This is a genomic window from Paraburkholderia kururiensis, assembly GCF_034424375.1.
Lineage (GTDB): Bacteria > Pseudomonadota > Gammaproteobacteria > Burkholderiales > Burkholderiaceae > Paraburkholderia > Paraburkholderia kururiensis_A.
The window spans coordinates 5796809-5816343 of record NZ_CP139965.1; the positions used below are offsets into that span (position 1 = coordinate 5796809).

The 19535-nt window shown below is 66.0% G+C and carries 13 protein-coding genes and 1 tRNA gene; 7 read left to right on the plus strand and 7 right to left on the minus strand.

Annotated elements, in window-relative coordinates; all coding sequences use genetic code 11:
• Positions 1-35 precede the first annotated feature (35 nt).
• Positions 36-2213 (plus strand): prolyl oligopeptidase family serine peptidase, encoded by a 2178-nt coding sequence (locus U0042_RS26010; RefSeq protein ID WP_114811440.1) that lies wholly within the window; start codon positions 36-38, stop codon positions 2211-2213.
• 75 nt (positions 2214-2288) lie between these two features.
• Here the strand turns inward: U0042_RS26010 and xth are convergent, their stop codons facing one another.
• A complete protein-coding gene (gene xth, locus U0042_RS26015) occupies positions 2289-3065 on the minus strand; it encodes an exodeoxyribonuclease III (RefSeq protein ID WP_114811615.1) in 777 nt (258 codons plus the stop codon).
• 163 nt (positions 3066-3228) lie between these two features.
• On the opposite strand from xth, the gene U0042_RS26020 reads away from it, so the two are divergent.
• Positions 3229-3305, plus strand: a tRNA-Met gene (locus U0042_RS26020).
• Positions 3306-3357: 52 nt separating this feature from the next.
• Here U0042_RS26020 and U0042_RS26025 read toward each other — a convergent pair.
• Positions 3358-4380: a LysR family transcriptional regulator gene (locus tag U0042_RS26025; protein ID WP_114811441.1), complete on the minus strand. Its 1023-nt coding sequence runs from the start codon at positions 4378-4380 to the stop codon at positions 3358-3360.
• Between the two features lie 108 nt (positions 4381-4488).
• Here U0042_RS26025 and U0042_RS26030 point away from each other — a divergent pair, with 108 nt between their 5' ends.
• The 3 genes from U0042_RS26030 (at position 4489) to dinB (ending at position 8469) form a co-directional block, all read left to right on the plus strand.
• Positions 4489-5655 (plus strand): mandelate racemase/muconate lactonizing enzyme family protein, encoded by a 1167-nt coding sequence (locus U0042_RS26030; protein WP_114811442.1) that lies wholly within the window; start codon positions 4489-4491, stop codon positions 5653-5655.
• Between the two features lie 161 nt (positions 5656-5816).
• Positions 5817-7172, plus strand: coding sequence for a C4-dicarboxylate transporter DctA (dctA, locus tag U0042_RS26035; RefSeq protein WP_114811443.1), 1356 nt, complete (start codon positions 5817-5819; stop codon positions 7170-7172).
• Between the two features lie 127 nt (positions 7173-7299).
• The gene (gene dinB, locus U0042_RS26040; protein WP_114811444.1) at positions 7300-8469 is read left to right on the plus strand and encodes a DNA polymerase IV; all 1170 of its coding nucleotides are present in this window, start codon (positions 7300-7302) and stop codon (positions 8467-8469) included.
• Positions 8470-8722: 253 nt separating this feature from the next.
• Here dinB and U0042_RS26045 read toward each other — a convergent pair whose 3' ends face one another.
• Positions 8723-9664 (minus strand): ATP adenylyltransferase family protein, encoded by a 942-nt coding sequence (locus tag U0042_RS26045; RefSeq protein WP_114811445.1) that lies wholly within the window; start codon positions 9662-9664, stop codon positions 8723-8725.
• A 140-nt stretch (positions 9665-9804) separates the two neighbouring features.
• Here U0042_RS26045 and U0042_RS26050 point away from each other — a divergent pair, with 140 nt between their 5' ends.
• A complete protein-coding gene (locus tag U0042_RS26050; protein ID WP_114811446.1) occupies positions 9805-11103 on the plus strand; it encodes an amidohydrolase family protein in 1299 nt (432 codons plus the stop codon).
• Positions 11104-11254: 151 nt separating this feature from the next.
• Here U0042_RS26050 and U0042_RS26055 read toward each other — a convergent pair whose 3' ends face one another.
• Positions 11255-13357, minus strand: a complete 2103-nt coding sequence (locus U0042_RS26055) for a M3 family metallopeptidase (protein WP_114811447.1) — start codon at positions 13355-13357, stop codon at positions 11255-11257.
• A gap of 453 nt (positions 13358-13810) precedes the next feature.
• On the opposite strand from U0042_RS26055, the gene U0042_RS26060 reads away from it, so the two are divergent.
• Positions 13811-15028 (plus strand): acyltransferase family protein, encoded by a 1218-nt coding sequence (locus U0042_RS26060; RefSeq protein WP_114811448.1) that lies wholly within the window; start codon positions 13811-13813, stop codon positions 15026-15028.
• Between the two features lie 2 nt (positions 15029-15030).
• Here U0042_RS26060 and folD read toward each other — a convergent pair whose 3' ends face one another.
• From folD to fixL, 3 genes are all read right to left on the minus strand, one after another.
• Positions 15031-15885, minus strand: coding sequence for a bifunctional methylenetetrahydrofolate dehydrogenase/methenyltetrahydrofolate cyclohydrolase FolD (gene folD / locus U0042_RS26065; protein ID WP_114811449.1), 855 nt, complete (start codon positions 15883-15885; stop codon positions 15031-15033).
• A gap of 372 nt (positions 15886-16257) precedes the next feature.
• A complete protein-coding gene (gene fixJ, locus U0042_RS26070) occupies positions 16258-16902 on the minus strand; it encodes an oxygen response regulator transcription factor FixJ (RefSeq protein WP_017777977.1) in 645 nt (214 codons plus the stop codon).
• Positions 16899-19412, minus strand: a complete 2514-nt coding sequence (fixL, locus tag U0042_RS26075; protein WP_114811450.1) for an oxygen sensor histidine kinase FixL — start codon at positions 19410-19412, stop codon at positions 16899-16901. Before fixL ends, fixJ begins: the two co-directional genes overlap by 4 nt.
• Between the last annotated feature and the right edge of the window lie 123 nt (positions 19413-19535).

Below are 19535 nucleotides of genomic sequence, written 5' to 3' on the forward strand. Positions count from 1 at the left end.
GCATAATCGACGCTGTCGAACACATTCAGCCGATCATGCCCGCATCTTCCTCCCGGCGCGGCCGGGGTTCTCCGGCGCGAAGCACGCGCACCACGCGTGTTTCGCCATGGCCTCGCCAGCCCGATTCCTTCCGTTTCCTCGAAGACCTCGACGACCCTGCCGTGCTCGCATGGGTGAACGAGCAGAATGCCCGCACGCATGCCGCGTGGAAAACCGGCGCGTCGTTCGAGACGCTCGCGGCTCGCCTCGCGCAGGCGTATCTGCCGCGCAAACGGCCCGTCATCCCCACGCGCTGGCAAGACTGGGCCTATGACCTTTGGGAAGACGACGCGCATCCGAAGGGTTTGTGGCGACGCACGTCATGGGCGAGCTGGCGCAACCGCGCGCCGCAATGGCAGACGCTGCTCGATTTCGATGCCCTGGGTGCCGGGGAGGGCGTGCCCTGGGTGTGCGCGGACATCGAGATTCTCTATCCCGACGGCGACCGCGCGTTGATCGCGCTTTCGCCGGGCGGCGCAGATGCCACGGTCGTGCGCGAGTTCGACATCGAGCGGCGTGCATTCGTTGAGGGCGGCTTCGCGATCGAAAGCGAAGGCAAGCACACGGTGACGTGGATCGATCGCGATACGGTGTACGTCGGTTGGGATCGCGGCGATGGCGTACGCGGCGCGCTCACGCGTTCCGGCTACCCGCGCGAGGTCCGGCGCTGGCAGCGCGGCACGCCGCTCGTCGACGCGCCTGTCGTGTTTCGCGGCGCATTCGACGACGTGAGCGTGGAGGCCGACTACGATCCCGTCGAACGCCGTCACGAGGTGGTGCGCGGCGTCGACTTCTTCGACTCGCATACGTTCTGGCTCGATGCCGACGGAACGTGGCAGCGCTACGAGGTTCCTGCGCACGTCGCCGTGGGCGCGTGGCAGGGGTGGCTGTTGCTCGAACCGCGACTCGACTGGCAGTGCGAGGGCGTGCTGCACGCAGGAGGGTCACTGCTCGCGATTCGCGAGAACGCATTCCTCGCCGGCCGGCGCGACTTCGTTTCGCTCTTCACGCCGACGCGCGTGACTTCAGCCTGCGACTGGACGCACACGCGCCGTTATCTGATCGTGTCGTGGCTCGACGACGTGCGTAGCCGCACCATGCTGTGGCTCCCGTCGCAAGATCGCGAGAGCGAGGCATGGACATGGCAGTCGCGACCGTTTCCCACGAGCGGATCGGCGCAGGTCGATATCTCGCCCGTGGAAGAGACGCTCGACGACGAAGTCTATGTGGACGTCGACGATTATCTGCAGCCGCCCGAGTACGGGCTCGCGGATCTGGCGGCGAACGATCTCGCGGACTGGGAACGCATCGACCGCTGGCCCACGCAGTTCGACGCCGCGCCGCTCGTCGTCAAGCAGGGCCACGCCGTGTCGAAAGACGGCACGCGCGTGCCGTGCACGATCATTGGGCCGCGTGCCGTGCTCGAAGGCAGCGCGCGTTCGCCGCGGCCTTGTCTGCTCACGGGCTACGGCGGCTTCGCGATTCCGTTCACGCCGCACTATCTCGTCGGGCCCGGCATCGGCTGGCTGGAACGCGGCGGCGTCTATGCGATCGCCCATATTCGCGGTGGCGGCGAGTACGGCCCGGCCTGGCACACGGCGGCGCAACGCACGCGGCGCCAACGTTCATTCGACGATTTCATCGCCGTCGCGGAACAGCTCGTCGCAGACGGCGTGACGACACCGCAACAGCTGGGCATTCAGGGCGACAGCAATGGCGGGCTGCTCGTGGGCGCATGCATGGTGCAGCGGCCGGAGCTGTTCGGCGCGGTGGTGTGCGAGGTGCCGCTGCTCGACATGCAGCGCTATCACCTATTGCATGCGGGCGCGTCATGGCTCGACGAGTACGGAGACCCCGACGACCCGACTGAAGCGCGCGCGCTCGCGGCCATTTCGCCGTATCACAACGTGAAGGCGGGCGTGACGTATCCGCCGGTGCTCTTCACGACCTCGGCCAGCGACGACCGCGTGCACCCGGCCCATGCGCGCAAGATGGCGGCGCGCATGCAGGCGCAGGGGCACGCCAACGTGTGGTACCTGGAAAGCACGGCGGGCGGGCACGGCTCAGGCAGCGACGCACTCGAACGCGCGCACTACGACGCGTTGGTGTTCGGCTTCTTGTGGGCGACGCTCGCGCGCAGCGACAGTGACGCGGGCAGCACAGAGAACAGCTGAGGAACGAAGGATGTGAGCGAGGAGGGCCGGCGCCTTAGGACTTGCGCTGCCCCCGCTCGCCACGCACGCTGCCGCTCAGCCGATCTGCGCAAACACCGGCGCGTGGTCCGACGGCTGGTCCCATTTGCGCGGCGTCTTGTCGACGTCGCAGACCGTGCAGTTGAGCGCAAGCTCTTTCGAAAGCAGCACGTGATCGATACGCAGACCCGCGTTGCGCCGGAACGCGAGCATGCGGTAGTCCCACCACGTGAAGCTCTTTTCAGGCTGATCGAAGAGCCGGAACGCATCGACGAGACCGAGCGCGATGAGGCGCTCGAATTGCGCGCGCTCTTCGGGCGACACGAGGTTCTGTCCTTCCCATGCCTTGGGGTCGTGCACGTCGCGGTCTTCGGGCGCGATGTTGTAGTCGCCGAGCAGCGCGAGCTTCGGATACCGTGCTATTTCGCGTGCGATCCAATCGTGCAACGCGTTGAGCCAGCGCAGCTTGTAGGCGAACTTGTCGGTGCCGGGCGCCTGGCCGTTCGGAAAGTACGCCGAGATCACGCGCACGCCTTCCACCGTCGCGCAGATCACGCGCTGCTGCTCGTCTTCGAAGCCGGGAATGTTGCGCACGATGCTGGCCTCGTCCACGGCGATTCCGTCGCGCACGATAATGCCCACGCCGTTATAGGTCTTCTGACCGGCGAACCAGCTCTTGTAGCCCTTCGCTTCGAGCTCGGCACGCGGAAACTTCTCGTCAGGCAGCTTCAGTTCCTGGAGGCACAGCACGTCGGTCTGACTGAGTTCGAGCCAGTCGATCACATGTTGCTGACGGACCTTGAGGGAGTTGACGTTCCACGTAGCGATTTTCATTGGACGCGCGCGCTGCAAAATGAGGTAGGACATTATGCATGAACGGCGGCGCGGCCCTGTCACCCAGCGTTGCACGATGGAGCGAACATCGATGAAGTGCCGCGGTGTGTAATGCGTTTGACGCGGGTGGCACGAGTGGCTATAATTCAATTCTTCTGACGGACGCGGGGTGGAGCAGTCTGGCAGCTCGTCGGGCTCATAACCCGAAGGTCGTAGGTTCAAATCCTACCCCCGCAACCAGCACCGCACGGTGCAGAGCGAAAGCGTCGGAAACGGATTAAAAAAGCCCGCTTCAAGCGGGCTTTTTGTTTTGTCGCGCGTTGTTCGTCCGTAGCCCGGGCCCCGCCTCGCGCTTCGTCCTTCGCTTGCCCGCCTGCCGCTTCGTCCCGTCGCCTTTGCCGACCGGCACTTCGGCCCCATTCATGCCATCGAACCGCTCGATCAAAAAGTCGATGAACGCTCGCGCGCGTGCGGACTGATTGCGCTTGTTCGGGTAGTACACGAACAGATCGGCAGACGGCTGCACGAACTCCGGCAACACGATTCGCAGGCGGCCGCTCGCCACGTACTTCGCGAGATCCCACTCCGAGCGCACGAGAATGCCGTGCCCGTCCAATGCCCAGCCGAGCACGATGTCGCCGTCGTTGCTCGAGAGCGTGCCGTGCACTTTCACCGCGTGGCTTTCGCCGTCGCGCTCGAAGCGCCATACGCTGTATGCGTCGTCGTTTTGCCGATGCACGATGCACGCGTGATTCGCGAGGTCGGCGAGGCTTTCCGGCGCGCCGTGTTGCTCCAGGTAGCGCGGCGAAGCACACAGAAAGCGGCGGTTCGACATCACGCGGCGCGCAATGAGCCGCTGGTCCGGCAGCGCGCCGAAGCGAATGGCCAGGTCGATGCCGCTTTCCACGAGATCGACGGGCCGGTCCGTCACGTCGAGTTGCACTTCCACATGCGGATACCGTTTCGCGAATTCGGACACGATCGGCGCGATCGTCGTGCGCCCGAAACCGAGCGTCGCGTTCACGCGCAACAGTCCTTTGGGGACCGAATGGCTCGAACTAACGGCGTCTTCCATCTCGCGCAGCTGGGCGAGGATGCGGGTGGCGTGATGCAGGTAGGTTTCACCTTCGGGCGTGAGGCTCACGTGGCGCGTGGTGCGGTTGACGAGCCGCACGCCGAGGCGCGCTTCGAGTTGCGACAGACGCTTGGTGGCGGCGGGCGGGGTGAGATTGAGTTCCCGTGCCGTGGCGGCCAGGTTGCCGTGGCGCGCGAGCAGCACGAAAAACTCGAGGTTGGACGCAATGTCGGTCTTCACTGAAAGTTAATGAAGTAATGAGTTTCGGTGAATCATAACGGCGGTCACGGCGAATAATCTAGCGGCTCCCAACGCTGCCGCACGGGCGGCGCGAAGCACGGAGACACCATGAGAATCGTCGAAATACGCGAAAAAACCGTTCCCATCAGTTCGTCCATCCGCAACGCCTACATCGACTTCAGCAAAATGACGCTGAGCCTCGTCGCCGTGGTGACGGACGTCGTTCGCCACGGCAAGCCGGTGATCGGCTATGGCTTCAATTCGAACGGCCGCTACGGGCAGGGCACGCTGATGCGCGAGCGCTTCATTCCGCGTGTGCTGGAAGCCGATCCGGCTTCGCTCGTCGACGACACCGGCGACAACCTCGATCCCCACAAGATCTGGGCGACGATGTTCAAGAACGAGAAGCCGGGCGGCCACGGCGAACGTTCCGTCGCGATGGGCACCATCGACATGGCCGTGTGGGACGCGGTGGCGAAGATCGAAGGCAAGCCGCTCTTTCAACTGCTCGCGGACCGCTACGGCAACGGCCAGCCGGATCGCAAGGTGTTCGTCTACGCGGCAGGCGGCTACTACTACCCGGGCCAGGACCACGGCAAGCTCAAGGACGAGATGCGCAGCTACCTCGACCGCGGCTACACGGTGGTGAAGAAGAAGATTGGTGGCGCGTCGCTCGACGAAGACCTGCGCCGCATCGACTCGATCTTGAGCGTGCTCGGCGACGGACAGAAGCTCGCGGTGGACGCGAACGGCCGCTTCGATCTGGACACCGCGATTCAATACGCGAAGGCGCTCTCGCAATACGACCTGTTCTGGTACGAGGAGCCGGGCGATCCGCTCGATTTCGAGCTGCAAGCCACGCTGCGCAACTACTACGACAAGCCGATGGCCACCGGCGAAGACCTGTTCTCGATGCAGGACGCGCGCAACCTGATCCGCTACGGCGGCATGCGTGCCGACCGCGACTGGCTGCAGTTCGACTGCGCGTTGAGCTACGGCCTCGTCGAGTATCTGCGCACGCTCGACATGCTGCATCAGCACGGCTGGTCGCGCTCGCGCTGCATTCCGCACGGCGGCCACCAGATGTCGCTCAACATCGCGGCCGGCCTGGGTCTGGGCGGCAACGAGTCGTATCCCGACCTGTTCCAGCCGTACGGCGGTTTCCCCGACGGCGTGAAGGTGGAGAACGGCTACATCACGATGCCCGACTTGCCCGGTATCGGCTTCGAAGGCAAGGCGGATTTGTACGCCGAGATGCGCAAGCTGGCGGAATAGTTGCGGTCCTGCCACGGGAACGAGTCAAGGCAAAACCCAGGCAAGACCCGAAGCCACACCCAAGGAAGAACAGGCGGGCGGAGCACCGCGCTCGACACACCGGGCGCGGTGCCGCAAACAGACCTGCCGTTCGTGGAGTTCGCCACGCACAGGAGACAGTCATGCGGGTTGCAACCATTCGGAAGTATCTTTCGCGGCTTTACGTTCAGGTGCTGATCGGCATCGTCGCCGGGGTGGCCGTAGGTCACTTCTTTCCCGACGTCGGCACACAGGTCAAGCCGCTCGGCGACCTGTTCATCCGGCTGATCCGGATGCTGCTCGCACCGATCATCTTTGCCTCGGTGGTGGTGGGCATCGCGCGCATGACGGACATTCACGCTGCGGGGCGCGTGGGCATGAAGGCGATCGTCTACTTCGAGATGGCGTCGACGCTCGCGCTCGGCATCGGTCTCGTCGTCGTCAACGTGGTGCAGCCGGGGCGCGGTATGAACGTCGACCCTGCGCACATCGACAGCGCGGCCATCGCGAGCTACACGCACGCCGCGCATCAGCACGGCATGCTCGACTTCTTCATGAGCATCGTGCCCAACAGCGTGGTGGGCGCCTTCGCCAACGGCGAGATGCTGCCCGTCATCTTCTTTTCGGTGCTGCTTGCCGTCTCGCTTGCGCGACTGGGTCCGCGCGCCGCGCCTTTCGTCGACATGCTCGATATGTTCCTGCAGGCGATGTTCGGCGTGGTGCGCATCGTCATGTGGGTGGCGCCCATCGGCGCGTTCGGCGGCATGGCGTTCACGGTGGGGAAGTACGGCATCGGCACGCTGGCCTCGTTCGGCGAACTGATGCTGTGCCTCTACGTCACCTCGATTGCGTTCGTCGTGATCGTGCTGGGTATCGCCATGCGGCTGTGCGGGCTGTCGTTATGGAAGTTTCTTCGCTACATCAAGGACGAAATATTCGTGACCTTCGGCACCGCCTCCACGGAGGCGGTGTTGCCCCAGATGCTCATCAAGCTGGAGAAGCTCGGCTGCGCGCGCCCCGTGGTGGGCATGGTGCTGCCCACGGGCTACACCTTCAATGCCGACGGCACCGCGATCTACCTCACGATGGCGGCCATCTTCGTCGCGCAGGCCATGAACATTCACCTGAGCCTTGGGGACCAGCTGCTCGTGCTCGCGGTGCTGCTGCTCACGTCGAAGGGATCGGCGGGCGTGGCGGGCGCGGGGTTCGTCGCGCTCGCGGCGACGCTGGCCTCGATGCGCAGCATTCCTGTTTCCGGCCTCGTGCTGCTGCTGGGCGTGGACCGCTTCCTCAACGAGGCGCGCGCCGTCACGAACCTGATCGGCAACGGCGTGGCCACGGTGGTCGTGGCGCGCTGGGAGAAGGCGATCGACATGGACCGCGCCCGCGCCGTGCTCGATCGCGGCGCGTTGGAGGCCGGTGAGCCGGAGCCCTCGCTCGTGGAAGCGGAAGCCGGAAGCCGAGGCGCCAGGGGCGCGAGCGTCGGCCACTCGCTCTGAGGCGATGGCGCACCGGCGGCGAGCGCGCCGTCGGCGCGCGAAACGGCTGCGGCACTGCACGCTTGAAAACCATACTGTGTTTTTGTACAGTACGGTCACCTCCAACGTGACAGATGCCGCCCGACCCATGCCGTCCGCGTCGGCTGACTTTTCAGCCCGCAAGATCATTCACTGCGACTGCGACTGCTTTTACGCGTCGGTTGAAATGCGCGACGACCCCTCGCTGCGCGGGCGTCCGCTCGCCGTGGGCGGGCGGCCCGACCAGCGCGGCGTGATTGCCACCTGCAACTACGAGGCGCGGCGCTTCGGCGTGCATTCGGCCATGTCGTCCGCGCTCGCCATGCGCAAGTGCCCGGACCTGTTGATCCTGCCCTCGGCCATGGAGAAGTACCGCATCGCGTCGCGCCAGATCATGGCCATCTACCACGACTACACGGCCGACGTCGAACCGCTTTCGCTCGACGAGGCCTACCTCGACGTCACCCATTCCGACCGCTGCAAGGGCAGCGCCACGCTCATCGCAAAGGAGATTCGCGAGCGCGTGCGCGAGACGGTGGGCGTGACGGTGTCGGCCGGCGTGGCGCCCAGCAAGTTCATCGCGAAAATCGCCTCGGACTGGAACAAGCCGGACGGGCTTTTCGTAGTGCGTCCGCACGAGGTGGACGCCTTCGTGGCTGCATTGCCGGTGCGCAAGATTCATGGCGTGGGCAAGGTGACGGCGGCGAAGCTCGAAAAGCTCGGCCTCGCCACCTGCGCGCAACTGCGCGAGTGGCCGCTCGTCGATCTGCACCGCCACTTCGGCGTGTTCGGCCAGCGGCTCTACGAACTCGCGCGCGGCATCGACGAGCGGCCGGTGCGCGCGGACCGCGAGCGCAAGTCCGTGAGTGTAGAGACGACTTACGTGATCGATCTCCAAACCCTGGACGAGTGCGCAGCCGAACTGCGGCGCCTCACGGAGCAGCTGGACGCCCGCATCGAACGTGCCGGAGCCGCCGCGGCGGTGCGCAAGCTGTTCGTGAAGATCCGCTTTGCCGATTTCCAGCGCACGACGGTGGAGTGCGTGGGTGAAGCGACCCATCTGCCGACGCTGCTCGCGCTGCTCGAAAAGGGCTTTGCGCGACGTAATCAGCCAGTGCGGTTGCTGGGCGTGGGCGTACGGCTGGAAGAGGACGATGCGACGCTGCGCGGGCAGTTCACGTTGTTCGACGAAGATGGCGAAGACGTTCCGCTGGCCCACGCCGACGAAGCGGATGACGACGAAGAGGGGCAAGGGCACGAGCCTGATCGGGGCATGTGACTTGAACCGGCTGATGCCGTGGCGAAGTCACTGGTGTCGTGATGCCTCCACTCGCGCAGGCGGGCAGAGCGCCTGTTGCGTCGTGCCACGCAACGCTTTGCCGCATACCTGGCAACCTCGCGGCCTCGGCGCATTGGGCGGCGTTCTGTCGGCGTCCTCGCGGCATCCGCGCGGGCACCGTCAGGCCGTTACCCGTGCCTGCTTTCGGTTATTCGCGAGACGCCGCATGCAGTACTCGACGCAGTACGGGCGCTCATTGCAGCGTCACCCGCTCCAGCACCTTCATCGGCCCCAGGCTTTTCACCACGTTCATTTGTGCTGCGTCGCGCACGAACAGCGATCCGGCGAAGCCCAGCGCGTTGACCGACACGCCCTCCACGCACTCGGCGGCGCGTGGCACGAGCAGCATCCAGCGGCGCGTAACGAGCAGGTTGTACGGCGCCCGTTGCAACCCGTCTTCGTGCGCTTCGATGGCGCCTCGTCCTGCCGCTTGCAGCAGCGCCCGATAGGCGCTTTCGAGCGTCTGTGCGGCTTCGTGCCTGCGCGCGGCGGGCTCGGTGCCGTCGGCGGCGTCGACAGGCACGTCGAGCCGGCAGAACGCATGGCGAAACGGCAGCGCCGGAACCGTCTGCGGTATGCCGCAGGTCGGCGGCACGTCGCGCCACACGGCTTCCATCGGCACGCTGCCGCCTGTGCTGCCGTGAGGCGCGAGCGGCACCATCTGCAGATGCTTGTGCGGCTGGCTCGCGCCCGCTTCGGCGCCGCCGTTGTAGAAGGCGAGGCCGTCGAACTCCGCCATGCAGGCCGCGAGCGCCGTGAAGTCGGCGCGATCGAGCAACGCTTCCTGGCGCTCGAAGGCGCGCGTGACGATCAGCAGATGGTGGTCGATGACGTTGAACTTGTTGAGCAGCGCTACGTGCGTGGGTGAGATGCTCGCGACGAACAGATCGGCGTCGTAGGGCAGGAAAGGGTTGAAGGCCGCGCCCGTTGCCGTGTGGGCTGCGGATTGCGCCTCGCGAGCGCGCGCCTTGAGCGCGAGGCTCGATACCTGCCGCACGACGAAACGCACGCCGTGGTCCTCGATCGAAGTCTCGGTGGTCTGGATCGGGCGCAGCGCCTGGCATCGCAGCGCGTGCTCCGTTTGCCTCAGCAGGGCGGGCCAGAGCGTGCCGGGTTGCAGTTCGAGCGTGTCCATGGCGATGCATGTTAGTACAACGTCGACGGTCGCTCGGAACGCGCGAACGTGCCGGCGCAGCGGAGGCTTCGCAGCGACGCGCGGCACCTCCCACGCGCTTTCTGTCACCGATAGAATCGACGGACACTCAGGAGCCGCTCATGGACCTCATCATCCGCCGCGCCGTGTTGCCCGGCATGTTCGCGTCGCGCAACGACGCCCAAGGCGAAACCGTCGACATCGGTATCGAAGGCAACCGCATTGCCGCCGTGGAGCCGCGGCTTGCGGCCACGGCGCGCGAGGAGATTGATGCGGCAGGCTCGCTCGTGAGCCCGCCGTTCGTGGACGCGCATTTCCACATGGACGCCACGCTCTCCTACGGTTTGCCGCGCGTGAACGCATCCGGCACGCTGCTGGAGGGCATCGCGCTGTGGGGCGAACTCAAGCCTCAGCTGACGCAGGAAGCGCTCGTCGAACGCGCGCTTGAATATTGCGACTGGGCCGTGGCGCGCGGGCTGCTCGCCATCCGCAGCCACGTGGACGTCTGCGACAGCCGGCTGCTTGCGGTCGAGGCGCTGCTCGAAGTGAAGCGGCGCGTGGCGCCGTATCTGGACCTGCAGCTCGTGGCCTTTCCGCAGGACGGCCTGCTGCGCAGCCCCGGCGCGTTCGACAACCTCAAGCGCGCCATCGCGATGGGCGTGGACGTGGTGGGCGGTATCCCGCATTTCGAGCGCACGATGGCCGACGGCGCGGAATCCGTGCGGCTGCTGTGCGAGTTCGCGGCGCAGCAGGGGCTGCGCGTGGACATGCACTGCGACGAGTCCGACGATCCGCTCTCGCGCCACATCGAAACGCTCGCGGCGCAGACGCACCGCCTGGGTCTGCATGGACGCGTGGCCGGATCGCACCTCACGTCGATGCATTCCATGGACAACTACTACGTGAGCAAGCTGCTGCCGCTCATGCGCGAGGCGGGCGTGGCGGCCATCGCGAATCCGCTCATCAACATCACGCTGCAGGGTCGCTCCGACACCTACCCGAAGCGGCGCGGCATGACGCGCGTGCCGGAACTCGCGGCAGCCGGCATCGACGTGGCGTTCGGGCACGACTGCGTGATGGACCCGTGGTACAGCCTCGGCTCCGGCGACATGCTGGAAGTGGCGCACATGGGCCTGCACGTCGCGCAGATGACGGGCCAGGACGCCATGCGCGCCGCGTTCGACATGGTCACGGTGAATCCGGCGCGCATCCTGGGTCTCGAAGGGTATGGCATCGCGCCGGGCTGCGAGGCGAACTGCGTGGTGCTCGACGCGCGCGATCCTGTCGAAGCGATCCGCCTGCGTGCGACGCGGCTCGCGGTGGTGAGGCGCGGCAAGGTGGTGAGCCGCATGCCCGCTGCGCGCGCAACGCTTGCTCTTGAAGGACGGCCGCACGAGACCGATTTCCGGCTGCATCGGTGATGCCTGCTTTCAAACGGCGCACTCGGGTCGCGGCAAGACGCCCACAAAAGAGCGCGCGGCGGGAGGTGCCCGCCGCGCGCTCTTTTGCGTGCTTATTTGTTTGCTCATCTGCCGCGGCCATAAAGCGCCGCGGTCACGGCCCGAGGACGTATCAGTGCGCCGTCGTCTCCGTCATGCCGTTGTGGCGCAGCAGCGCGTCGATGCTCGGCTCGCGGCCGCGGAACGCCTTGAACGATTCCATGGCGGGGCGGCTTCCGCCCACCTCCAGAATCTCGCGGCGATAGCGCGTGCCCGTGGCCGCGTCGAGCACGCTGCCGCTCGCGTTCTGCGCGGCTTCCTCGAACGCGGCATATGCATCGGCCGACAGCACTTCGGCCCATTTGTAGCTGTAGTAGCCCGCCGCATAGCCGCCCGCGAAGATGTGGCTGAACGTGTTGGGCCAGCGCGAGAACGGCGCCTGCGCGATGACGTGGAAGCGCTCGTTGATCTCGCGCGCGAGGTCGTTCGCGCTCTTCGTGCCGGCCGCGTCGAAGTCGACGTGCAGCGCCATGTCGAACATCGAGAACACGATCTGCCGCAACGTGCCGAGCCCGCTCTGGAAGTTCTTCGCGGCGAGCATCTTGTCGAACAGGTCGCGCGGCAGCGGCGCGGCGGTATCGACGTGCTGCGTCATGTCCGAGAGCACGTCCCACTCCCAGCAGAAGTTCTCCATGAATTGCGACGGCAGTTCGACCGCATCCCACTCCACGCCGTTGATGCCCGACACGCCCAGTTCGTCCACGCGCGTGAGCATGTGATGCAGCCCGTGACCGAATTCGTGGAAGAGCGTGATGACTTCGTCGTGCGTGAAGCACGCGGGCTTGCCGCCCACCGGCGCCGAGAAGTTGCAGGTGAGGTAGGCCACCGGTGTCTGCACGTCGTTGTGGCCACGGCGACGGCGCGTGCGTGCGTCGTCCATCCACGCGCCACCGCGTTTGCCTTCGCGCGCGTAGAGGTCGAGATAGAACTGCGCGACGAGCGTGCCGTCCGGGTTTTCGACGCGGAAAAAGCGCACGTCCGGATGCCAGACGGCGGCTTCGTCGCGGCGAATCTTCACGCCGAAGAGCGTTTCCGTGACCTTGAAGAGGCCTTTGAGCACGACGTCTTCCGGAAAGTACTGCTTGACCTCGTTTTCCGAAAACGAATAGCGCTTCTGGCGCAGACGTTCGCCGGCGAACGCGATGTCCCAGGGTTCGAGCGCGGCGAGGCCCAGCTCGTTGGCCGCGAACTCGCGCAGTTCCTTCCAGTCGCGTTCCGCGTGCGGGCGCGCGCGCTTTGCGAGGTCTTCGAGGAAGCTCATGACCTGTTCGGGCGAGTCGGCCATCTTCGGCGCGAGCGACACCTCGGCGAAGTTGCGGTAGCCGAGCATCTTCGCTTCTTCCGCGCGCAAGGCCAGTTGTTCGGCGATGTTCTCCGTGTTGTCCCACTCGGGCTTGCCGCCGCCGTACACGGGCCCCAGTTCCGAGGCGCGCGTCACGTAGGCGCGATACATCGTCTCGCGCATCGCGCGGTTCTCGGCGTATTGCATGACCGGGAAGTAGGACGGAAAGTGCAGCGTGAATTTCCAGCCGCTCTTGCCGTCCTTTTCGGCGGCTTCGCGGGCCGCCGCAATTGCGTCTTCGGGCAGGCCGGCAAGCTGCGACTCCTCGGTCGCGATGTAGGCGTAAGCGTTGGTGGAATCGAGCACGTGGTCCGAGAAGGCCTTTGAGAGCGCAGCCTGGCGTTCCTGCAATTCGGCGAAGCGCGGCTTCTGGTCTTCGGGCAGCTCGGCGCCCGACAGGCGGAAGTCGCGTAGCGCGTTGTCCAGAATCTTGCGGCGCTCGCCCGAGAGCAGCGCGAAATCGCCGCTCGCCGCGATGGCCTTGTACTTCTCGTAGAGCGCGAGGTTCTGGCCGACGCTCGACCAGAATTCGGTCACGCGCGGCAGGTTCTCGCCGTACACGGCGCGCAGCTCGGGCGTATCGGCCACGGCATTGAGGTGGCCGATCACGCCCCACGCACGCGAGAGCGGTTCGGTGGCGCGCTCCACCGGCTCCACGACGTCGGTCCACGACGCCGGCGTGGCCGGCAGGCTCGCGCGTTCCACGGCGGCGTTCGCGTTGGCGAGCAGCACGTCGAGCGCGGGCGTGACGTGCTCGGGGCGGATGTCGCCGAAGCGCGGCAGATCGGAGAAGTCGAGAAGCGGATTGTTGTGTGTCGATGAGGTAGTGGACATGGTGCTTCCTGTCTGTCGCGGTGTCTGGGCAAAAGGATCACGGGTGCAGGCTGGCGTGCGGCTCGCCCGAAGCCGCGGCGGCGTGTCGGGGCCCGCCATGCGCATCCGGATATCGACATTATTGGGGCACGGCGGGCGCTTTCCAACCCGGACGCCGAGGCTCTGTGCACGGTAGCAGAAGTTGTCCCGCCATGCTCGGGCGGAGCGCCCGGTCCGCGTGAGGCAGCGGCACTGGCCTGCAAGCGCGTCTGGCCCGTCGTGCGGCAATGGGTATCGGATCGTGGGTGAGCGAACAGTTTTCCGCCGGGGCGCGGCCCATCATGCAGGCTCGCCGCGGTGTCGGCCGCGAAGTTGCTGCGCTTTTGATGTGTCGGGCCAGAAGGGTACGCCGGAAGATCGACGCTTGCGCCGCACCTGTTTGCCGACGCCCGCTTGCCTACGGATGCCGCCGCCATGACCTTGCTTTCGCACGCCCTTGCACGCGGGACCCCGCCCGGCGCACTGCGCCGCGGCAACAATTTCGATCTCGTGCGCCTTGTCGCCGCCGTGGCGGTGGTCTACTGCCATTCGTTTCTGATGCAGACAGGCGACGGCGCAAGCGACCCGGCCACTGCGGCTCTGGGCTTCGATTCGTTCGGCGCGCTCGGCGTGTATGCGTTCTTCCTCATGAGCGGCATGCTCGTGACGGCGAGCTTCGTGCGGCAACGCTCGGCGATCCGCTTCACGGCGCTTCGCGTGGCGCGAATCTGGCCCGCGGTGGCCGTGGGGTCGCTCGTGGTCGTGCTGGTGCTCGGCCCGCTCTTCACGACGCTGCCGTTGTCCACGTACTTCAGCCTGCGCGCCACGTGGATCAATCTCGACAACTTCCGGACCATCGTGATGAAGGAGGGCTGGGTGCTGCCGGGCGTGTTCGAACACAACCGCTTCGCGCACGACATCTGCGCGCCGCTCTGGACGTTGCCCATCGAGGTGCGCTGTTATCTGATCGTTCTGGTGACCGGCACGCTCGGGTTGCTTACGTCGCGGCGCGGCATGCTGGTGGCGGTGGCGATCGGACTGCTCGGGTTCGTTCTGCGCATCCACGTTCATCCGTTTCACATCGGCATGCGCGATTTTTCGGTGAAGGCCGGCGGCTACTCGTTCTGGCCCGAGCTGTTCTTCATGTTCGGCATGCTGCTCTACGCGTGGCGTGCGGCGGTGCGGCTCGATGGACGGATCGCGCTGGCGCTCGTCGCGCTCTATCTGGCGCTGCATCGCTCGGAGGTTGCGCAGCCGCTGTTCTATCTCGCCTTCATCTACGGCGTGCTGTGGATGGCGACCACGCCCATGTTGCGCCGCCTCGTGCCCCGCAACGACTACTCGTATGGCATCTATCTCTACGGGTTCGTGGTGCAGCAGTGCGTGGCCAACCTCGCGCCGCATCTGGACCATCTGACAGCGGTGCTGATCGCCGCGCCGTTCATTCTGGCGTGCGCGGCGCTTTCCTGGCACGGTGTGGAGCGGCCGGCGCTCAAGTGGATGCGGGCGCGCACGGAGCGCGCCGTGCGACGCCGTGCCGTGCTGGAAGCGATGACCGGCGAAGGCGAGGCCGGGGAGGTCGCAGCGCTGGACGAGGCGGCAGAGTTCGGCGATGCCGCCGGTGGGATGGTGAGGGACGCCGCGGCGCGGTAGGGTCAGCGTGCCGCAGCGCGCTCGGCGGCTTCGATCGTATTGACGAGCAGCATCGTGATCGTCATGGGGCCCACGCCGCCCGGCACCGGCGTGATGTGGCCCGCCACTTCCTTCACGCCTGCGAAATCGACGTCGCCGCACAGCTTGCCGGCGTCGTCGCGATTCATGCCCACGTCGATCACTGCAGCGCCGGGCTTCACCATGTCGGCAGTGAGAATGTTGCGCTTGCCGACCGCGGCGACCACTACGTCCGCCTCGCGCGTATGCGCAGCCAGGTCGCGGGTCTTGCTGTGGCAGATCGTGACCGTGGCGCCGGCTTCGAGCAGCAGCAGCGCCATCGGCTTGCCGACGATGTTCGAGCGGCCGATCACCACCGCGTTCGCGCCCGCAAGCGCAATGCCGTAAGCCTCGAACATCTTCATCACGCCATACGGCGTGCACGGACGAAAGAGCGGCTTGCCCGTCATCAGCGCACCGGCGTTCGCGACGTGAAAGCCGTCCACGTCCTTCTCGGGCGCGATCGCCTCGATCACCTTGTGACTGTCGATGTGCGCGGGCAGCGGCAGCTGCACGAGAATGCCGTGGATCTTCGGGTCGCGATTGAGTTCGTTGATGCGTGCGAGCAGCTCCGCCTCGGTGAACGTGGCGGGGTAGCGGTCGTAGGACGAGAAAAGGCCGTTGTCTTCGCAGGCCTTCACCTTGTTGCGCACATAGACTTCGCTCGCCGGATTGTCGCCCACGAGGACGACCGCGAGGCCCGGCTGATGGCCGCGGGCGGTGAGCGCGGCGGCGCGCGTGGCTACGTCGGCGCGCAGGGTCTTGGAAAGGGCGAGTCCGTCGATCAGGGTGGCTGTCATGGTCGGTCGAGAGGGCAGTTCGGAATGCGGGCGGTGCGTGGGAGCGCTACCTCGCGGCGCGGCGGGCGAGACACCTTTGGCGCGAATGGCCATGAACCTGTCGGTTCACGGACAGCACGCGCCTTTTTGTGCTGCTGCGCGGCGTGCCGCTGTGAAGTCCGGGATTATACCTTTGCCGTCCGGCAAATCCTGCCGAAGGAAGGGCGCGCGGCCTGGCGAACTGCGCAGGCCGGGCGGGAGGAAAGCGGGGGGCGAAACGAACGGAGCGGGAACGCCCGCATCGGCGCCGGCGCCGGGGACGGCAACCCGGCATGCCGGCCGGCGCGACGCCCGGTCGGCCGGCTTGCCGGATTGCGTCGGCCGCGTTCGTGCTTACTGGGCTTGCTGCGGCTTGTTCGACAACGCGAGCCGCAGCAGGTCGGCCACCGTGTTCACGTTGAGCTTTTCCATGATGTTGGCGCGGTGCGCTTCCACCGTCTTGATGCTGATGCCCAGATCGTCGGCGATTTGCTTGTTGAGCCGGCCTGCGATGATGCGCTCGAGCACCTGATGCTCGCGCGCCGTCAGCTTGCCGAGCCGCTCGGCGGCCGCGCGCTGCTGCTGCACGCTCGAGCTTTCGCTGCGCGCCTTTTCCAGCATGCGCTCCACGAGCTTGCGCAGTTCGGCTTCGTCGAACGGCTTCTCGATGAAGTCCATCGCGCCCTTCTTCATGGTGGACACGGCCATCGGCACGTCGCCGTGGCCCGTCACGAAGATGATGGGCAGCGAGGCGTTTTCGGCGATCAGGCGTTCCTGGAGTTCGAGCCCGCTCATGCCCGACATCCGCACGTCGAGAATCAGGCACGCGATCTGCCCGGCCTGATGGGCCGGCTGGTAAGCCTCCAGAAACTGTTCTGCCGAGACGAAGCACTGCACGCGGTATCCGTTCGCTTCCAGGAGCCAGCGCAGCGAGTCTCGTACGGCCTCGTCGTCGTCGACGACAAACACGGTTTCCTGGGTGGTGACTGGGCTGTTCATAGCTCTCCCGTAACGGTTTGGGGTGTCGGCACTTCGGACCCGCCGTGACTCGGGCCGTCAGGTTCGCCTATAGGCAGACTGCAGTGGAATGTGGCGCCTGTGACGTGACCGTCGGCTTCGACGTTGTTCACGACCCAGAGGCGTCCGCGATGGGATTCGATGATCGAGCGGCAGATATTGAGGCCCATGCCCATGCCGTCCGACTTCGTGCTGTAGAAGGGCTCGAAGAGGCGCTCGGCCGTGGCTTCGTCCACGCCCGGGCCCTGGTCCACCACGCTGATGCAGACAAAGCCGCCGTCGAGCCTCACGACCACGCGGATCACCGGGTCCACGGCGTTCGGGCGCGCGTCGGCCATGGCTTCTGCGGCGTTCTTGAGCAGATTGACGAGCACCTGTTCGATCAGCACCGGGTCGACGTAGATGACCGGCATGCGCGAGCGGATGTCCGTGACGATGCGGATGCGCCGCTTGCGCGCTTCGATTTCGGCAAGGCCCACGGCGTCGGCGACGATGTCCGCGACGCGCGTGGCCTGGCGCTTCGGCTCGCTGCGCTTCACGAACTCGCGGATGCGCTTGATGATCATGCCGGCGCGCACGGCCTGCTGGGCGGTCTTTTCGAGCACGGGCAACAGATTGTCGGGGGTAGTGCGCCCAGATTTAACCAGCGCGACGGTTCCCGAGCAATAGTTGTTGATGGCGGCGAGCGGCTGGTTGAGTTCGTGCGCGAGCGACGACGCCATTTCGCCCATCGTCATCAGGCGGCTCGTGAACTGGAGTTTTTCGTCCTGCTGGCGCGCGAGCTCCTGGGCCTGCTTGCGCGTGGTGATGTCGGTAGCGATCTGCATCTGTGCGAGATGGCCGTCCACCCACTGGATGTACTGGCGCCGTACCTCGAACCACTTCTGGATGCTCTGCACGTAGACTTCCTGCGCGTCGGCCGTGCTTTCGGTCAGTGCGGCAGCGGGCAGGCCCGCGTAGGTGTCCACCATGTCGATGGAGTCGGACGACGCCTGCGCGCTGTCGAAGCCGCCGCCCGCGAGTTCCAGATGTCCGTCCGGGCGGATGCCGAACAGGTGCCGGTAGTAGCGGTTGGCGAACAGCAGTTCGGCTTCGTCGGCCGCCAGCACCGAAACGGCGGCGTCGAGGCTTTCCAGCACCGTGGTGAAACGCTCGTGCGCGGCGGCCAGTTCTTCGCGGGCGCGCTTGGGTTCGGTGATGTCCGTCATCGACGACATCCAGCCGGTCTGCCGGCCTGAACTATCGATGAGCGGCGACACGTAGAGCCGCGCGTGAAAAAGCGAGCCGTCCTTGCGGCGCACGCGTAGCTCGAAGCCCGAGCTCGGTGCCTTGCCGCGCAGTGTCATGTCGAGCTGGCGCTGCATTTCGGGATACGCGTCGCGCGGCCAGTACGGAAACGGCGCCGTCTTGCCGACGAGGTCGCTTTCGTCCCAGCCCGTCATGCGGCAGAACGCCGGGTTCACGTGGGTGATGCGGCCGTGCATGTCGAGCACGCGCATGCCGATCAGCACCGAGTTTTCCATTGCACGCCGGAAGAACGCTTCGGCGTAGAGCGCCTGCTGCGCCTCGAAACGCTGGCGCGTGTGCTTCCAGAGACTCCAGAGGCTCCACAGCACGAAGCACGACAGACCCGCCACCAGCCACACCAGCGTGTTGTTGGTGAAGTTGGTCATCTGCGGGTACGAGTACACCCGCACGGAAACGCCCTGGCCCGGCGGGTCGAGCGGCAGGTCGTAGAACTGGTCGCGCGGCAGCCGCGGGCGCGTCGAGGTGGTGGAAAGCTCGCGGTTGTTGACGTCGATGATCGAGATCTTGTACTTCGCCGACAGCTCGGGCGGAATGTCGTGCTTCAGGATGCCTTCGATCGAGAACACCGCGGCAATCGAGCCGAGGAACTCGCGGTCGCGGTACACCGGCGTCTGCAGCGTGATGTAGCCGTTGCCGAGGTCGTCGTAGATGAGCGGCGAGTACACCTGGCGGCGCGTGCTGCGCGCTTCGCCGAAGGCGGCCTTCACGGCCTCGTCCATCTGGTTGTCGTTGGGGCGGGCGAGTCGCTGGCCGAGCACGGGCAGCGCCGTATCCGGCCAGCGCGGCGTCTGCGCGCTCGTGTACCAGTTCATGTAGAGGATCTCGGGATGCCCCTGCATGATGTCCGTGGTCGACACCTGGAACGAATGCGGATCGGCATGGCCCGCAGCGAGGTCGCGGGCGAGCGCCTGGAGCTGCTCCTGAGCGCCCGTCATCGAAAGACGGATCTGCTGCTGCGCCCAGGCCACGTTGCGGTACAGCGTGTCTTCCTGCTGCTGCTGCTCGCGGCGGTTCAGACTCCACAGAATGAGGCTCATGACGATCAGAAACACGAGGATCGACAGGAGCGGCGTGAGCAGATAGGAATTGGACCACCACGGTCCGTGGTGCCAGCGGGTCGGCGACGGCTCGCTCCGGTTGCCGGGCGGCCGCGCCGAGCGTGCGAAAAGCCGATCGGTCAACATGGCAGGATTGTAGCTCAGCGTATGTCACCTAAATGACGTGAAAAAAGCAGCAAATCAAGGGCAATTCGGCGCAGACTGGCCGACGTAACGGCGTCGGACCAGCAAATCTGGCGTGCGCTGCAG